Annotated in this window: 3 protein-coding genes; all 3 read right to left on the minus strand. The window is 63.2% G+C overall.

Going from position 1 to position 4862, the window contains the following annotated elements; translation table 11 throughout:
• The coding region (fdhF, locus tag AC1D1P_RS14280) for a formate dehydrogenase subunit alpha (protein ID WP_477673441.1) at window positions 1–2762 on the minus strand (2762 nt) is incomplete at its 3' end.
• Window positions 2763–2793: 31 nt separating this feature from the next.
• Window positions 2794–4491 (minus strand): NADH-ubiquinone oxidoreductase-F iron-sulfur binding region domain-containing protein, encoded by a 1698-nt coding sequence (locus AC1D1P_RS14285; protein WP_477673442.1) that lies wholly within the window; start codon window positions 4489–4491, stop codon window positions 2794–2796.
• Between the two features lie 52 nt (window positions 4492–4543).
• Window positions 4544–4862 (minus strand): CoA transferase (locus AC1D1P_RS14290; protein WP_477673443.1); only part of this gene is annotated, 319 nt, incomplete at its 5' end.

The following is a 4862-nucleotide window of genomic DNA, read 5'->3' on the forward strand; positions in this document are numbered from 1 at the left end:
CCCAGCGACACGCGGATCGCGCAGTATTTGAACTCCGGGATCTTCGCAAACGGGTCTAGCGCGGCATTGGTCAGCTTGTTGATGGCTGCCTCGTAGTAACAGAAAGGTACAAAAACTGCGCCGCGTGGCGAGCTTTCGTCGGCGCGGGCGTACAGCTCCACCTTGCCGCGGCGTGACTCGATGGTCACCACGTCGCCGGGCTTGCCGCCCATGGCGGCAAGGTCGAGTGGGTGTACCAGGGCGACAGGATCAGGCTCGATCGCATCGAGCACCGTCGCGCGCCGTGTCATGCTGCCGGTRTGCCAATGCTCCAGCTGGCGCCCGGTAATCAGCACCATCGGATATTCGGTGTCCGGGCGCTCGTCGGCCGGGATGATGTCGGCCGGCACGAACTTCRCGCGGCCGCCTTCGCGGGGGAAGTCATCCACAAACACGACCGACTGGCCGGGATCGCCTTCTTTCATGCAGGGGTAGGTGACCGAATGCTCGCGGTCAAGCCGGTCCCAGGTGATGCCGCCAATGCTCGGCATGGTGTGGCGCATCTCGTCGAAGACTTCGCTGACATGGTTGTAGTGCCAGCCACAACCCATGCGGTTGGCGATCTGCGTAATGATCCAGAGGTCCTGGCGTGCATCGCCGGGCGGGTTGATCGCCTTGCGGCCCATCTGCACGAGGCGGTCGGTGTTGGTAAAGCTGCCGTCTTTTTCCGGGAAGGCACTGGCCGGCAAAATCACGTCCGCCAGATAGGCGGTTTCGGTCAGGAAGATGTCCTGCACCACGAGGTGCTCGAGCGCAGCCAGGGCTTCGCGCGCGTGGTTGGCGTCCGGGTCGGACATGGCCGGGTTCTCGCCCTGCACATACATCCCCTTGATGCCGCCCTTCTTGATGGCGTGCATCACTTCGACCACCGTCAGGCCGACCTGGTCGTCCAGGGAGCCGGGAGCGACGTTCCAGGCCTTCTCGAAGCTGGCGCGGACCTCGGGCTTGGACACATGCTGGTAGTCTGGCAGCATCATGGGGATCAGGCCCGCGTCGGATGCGCCCTGCACGTTGTTCTGGCCGCGCAGAGGATGCAGGCCGGTACCGGGGCGGCCGATCTGGCCGGTCATCAGCGAAAGGGCGATCAGGCAGCGTGCGTTGTCAGTGCCGTGCACGTGCTGCGAAACGCCCATACCCCACAGAATCATCGAGCCTTTGGAGGTGGCGAACAGGCGGGCGACATAGCGCAGCGTCTCGGCGTCGATACCGCAGATGGGTGCCATCAATTCGGGCGTGTAGCCTTCGACGTTCTTGCGCAGTTCTTCGTAGCCGATGGTGCGGCTGTCGATAAAGGCCTGGTCCACCAGGCCTTCGTTCACGATGACGTTCATCATCGCGTTGAGCATAGGCACATCGGTGTCGGGCTTGAACTGCAGATGGCGGTGCGCCACGCGGGTGAGGTCGGAGCGGCGCGGATCCATCACGATCAGCTTGGTGCCGTTCTTCACGGCGTTCTTGATCCAGGTGGCGGCCACCGGGTGGTTCACCGTCGGGTTGGCGCCGATGATCACAACGACGTCGGCCTTGGTGACATCCATGACGGGGTTGGATACCGCGCCGGAGCCTATGCCTTCCAGCAGGGCGACGACCGAGGACGCATGGCACAGGCGCGTGCAGTGGTCCACATTGTTGCTGCCGAAACCGGTGCGCACCAGCTTCTGGAACAGGTAGGCTTCCTCGTTGCTGCCCTTGGCCGAGCCAAAGCCGGCCAGCGATTTCTTGCCGTGCTGGTCGCGGATGGCCGCGAGTTTGCCGCCGGCGAATTCCAGCGCTTCTTCCCAGCTGGCTTCGCGGAAAACATCCATCACGCGGTCTGGGTCCATCGTGAAGTCGCCGGTTTTCGGCATGCCTTCGCGGCGAATCAGCGGCTTGGTCAGGCGCTGCGGATGGTGGGCGTAGTCAAAACCGTAGCGGCCCTTGACGCACAGGCGCTCGTGGTTGGCGGGGCCGTCGCGGCCTTCCACAAAAAGAATCTTGTCGTCCTTGACGTTGTAGGTCAGCTGGCAGCCGACGCCGCAATACGGGCAGACCGACTCGACCTGCTTGTCCGGCACGGTGAGCGCGGCCTCGCGGGCCGGCATCAACGCGCCGGTGGGGCAGGCCTGCACGCATTCGCCGCAAGCCACGCAGGTGGACGCACCCATCGGGTCGTCCATATCGAAGACGATCTTGGCCTGGTCACCGCGGAAGGCCAGCCCGATCACGTCATTGACCTGCTCGTCACGGCAAGCGCGCAGGCAGCGTGTGCACTGGATGCAGGCGTCCAGGTTCACGGCGATGGCGGGGTGCGATACATCCTGGCGCACCTGTTGGCGTGCCTTGAAACGGGGTTTGCCGACGCCGATCTTGGCCGCCCATTGGTCTACCTCGTTGTTACGGGTGTATTCCTTTTCGGGCATGTCTGACAGCAGCAGCTCGAGCACCAGCTTTTGCGAGGCCACGGCGCGTTCGCTGTCGGTGACGACCTTCATGCCGGCTGCAGGTGCCCGGCAGCATGAGGGAGCGAGTACGCGCTCACCGTTGATTTCAACCATGCACGATCGGCAGTTACCGACAGCTTCCATGCCTTCCTTGAAGCACAGGTGCGGGATCTCCACGCCTTCGCGCTTGGCGACCTGGAGCAGTGATTCGGTGGCGCGGCCCTGGACCTCACGGCCGTTGAGGCTGAAGCTCACAAGCGGTGCGTCGAGTTCGGCGAGTTCCTGGCGGGTAATTGCATTCATCGTGGTGCCTCTTGTCTTGTTGACGCGGTGCTCAAGCCAGCTCGTGTGGGAAGTACTTGATGACGCAGTCCATGGGATTGGGAGCCGCCTGGCCGAGGCCGCAGATCGATGCGTCGCGCATGACCAGGGACAGGTCTGCCAGCAGGGCGAGGTCCCACTTCGGCTGTTCCATAAGGTGTGCTGCTTTGGCTGTGCCCACACGGCACGGCGTGCACTGGCCGCAGGACTCATGGTGAAAGAAACGCATCATGTTGCGCGCGGCATCAGTGGCCGTGTCCTTGTCGGAGAGGATCATCACCGCAGCCGAGCCGATAAAGCAGCCATAGGGTTGCAGCGTGTCGAAGTCCAGCGGAATGGTGTTCATCGTGGCCGGCAGGATGCCGCCCGACGCGCCACCGGGCAGRTAGGCGTAAAACTTCTGGCCTTCCAGCATGCCGCCGCAGTATTCGTCGATCAGTTCCTGGATGGTGATGCCGGCCGGCGCCAGCTTGACGCCGGGCTCTTTGACCCGTCCGGACACCGAGAATGAGCGCAAGCCTTTGCGGCCGTTGCGGCCGTGCGAAGCGAACCACTCACCGCCTTTTTCCAGGATGTCGCGCACCCAATACAGCGTCTCGAAGTTGTGCTCAAGCGTCGGCCGGCCGAACAAGCCCACTTGTGCGACGTAGGGGGGGCGCAGGCGGGGCATGCCGCGTTTGCCTTCGATGGATTCGATCATGGCCGACTCTTCGCCGCAGATGTAGGCACCGGCGCCACGGCGCAATTCGATCTCCGGCATGCCGATCATCAATGGGTCCAGCCGCAATCTGGCCAGTTCGGCCTCCAGCATGCTGCGGCAGCCGTGGTATTCATCGCGCAGGTAAACGTAAACCTTCTCGATGCCGACAGCCCAGGCGGCGATCAGCATGCCCTCGAGGAAACGGTGCGGGTCACGCTCCAGGTAGACGCGGTCCTTGAAGGTGCCGGGCTCGCCTTCGTCGATATTCACCGCCATCAGGCGTGGGCCTTTTTCGGCACGCACGATGCGCCACTTGCGGCCTGAAGGAAAGCCGGCGCCACCCAGTCCACGAAGGCCGGAGTCTTCCATGGTCTTGAGAACCGATTCGACATCGCGTTCGCCCGAAATGCAGTGCTTGAGCAAAGCGTAACCACCGGCTGACTGGTAAGTGGGCAGGTCGATAAAGCCCTCAGGAACGTGCTGCACAGCTGCTGCTGCGACGGTCGCCATTACGGTCTCGCAGCTGGCATTGGGTACCGGGTTTTGTCCCACCACGACTGCTGGCGCCTGCTCGCAGCGGCCTATGCAAGGTGCGGCAATGATCCGGACTTCGCGGCCGAGCAGGGCAGGGAGCTTGGCCAGCAGGTCCCTGGCGCCAGCCATCTCGCAAGAAAGGCCATCGCAGACCCGCACCGTGAGTGCGGCTGGAGCGGCTTCACCTTCCTTGACCACGTCGAAGTGATGATAGAAGGTTGCCACCTCATAGACCTCGGTCTGGGCCAGCCGCATCTCCTGGGCCAGCGCGGCCAGGTGCGCTGCCGACAGGTGGCCGAACTCGTCCTGGATCTTGTGCAGGTGTTCGATCAGCAAGTCTGGCCTGCGCGACTCGGAGCCCAACAGGCGTTGCACGTCGGCCAGCGCCTGCGGGTCAACGCGGCGACCCTTGGGCGCCTGGCGTTTACGCTGCTTGGAGGCGTCGATGACGGCGATGGGAATGATGGGATGGTTCATGAAGCGTAGTGGCTCGCTGTATGGCTGGCGTGGGTGGCGTGGGCTGCCCGACCTAGATGACGCGCTCGGCGCGTAATTCGGCGATGTAGTCGGCGCCGTAACCCAGTTGCGTCAACACTTCGTCGGTGTGCTCGCCCAGCAGGGGGGAGCGCGTGACTTCAGTGGTGCTGTCGGACATCTTGATCGGATTGCCCACGGTCAGGTACTTGCCGCGTGTGGGGTGGTCGACTTCAACAATGGTGCCCGTTTCGCGGAGCCCGGGTTCTTCCGAGATCTCTTTCATCGACAGGATGGGACCGCAGGGAATGTCGTACTTGTTCAGGATTTCCATGGCCTCGAACTTGGTCTTGGTCATGGTCCATTTCTCGATG

The organism is Polaromonas sp. P1_E1_2, from assembly GCF_056406035.1.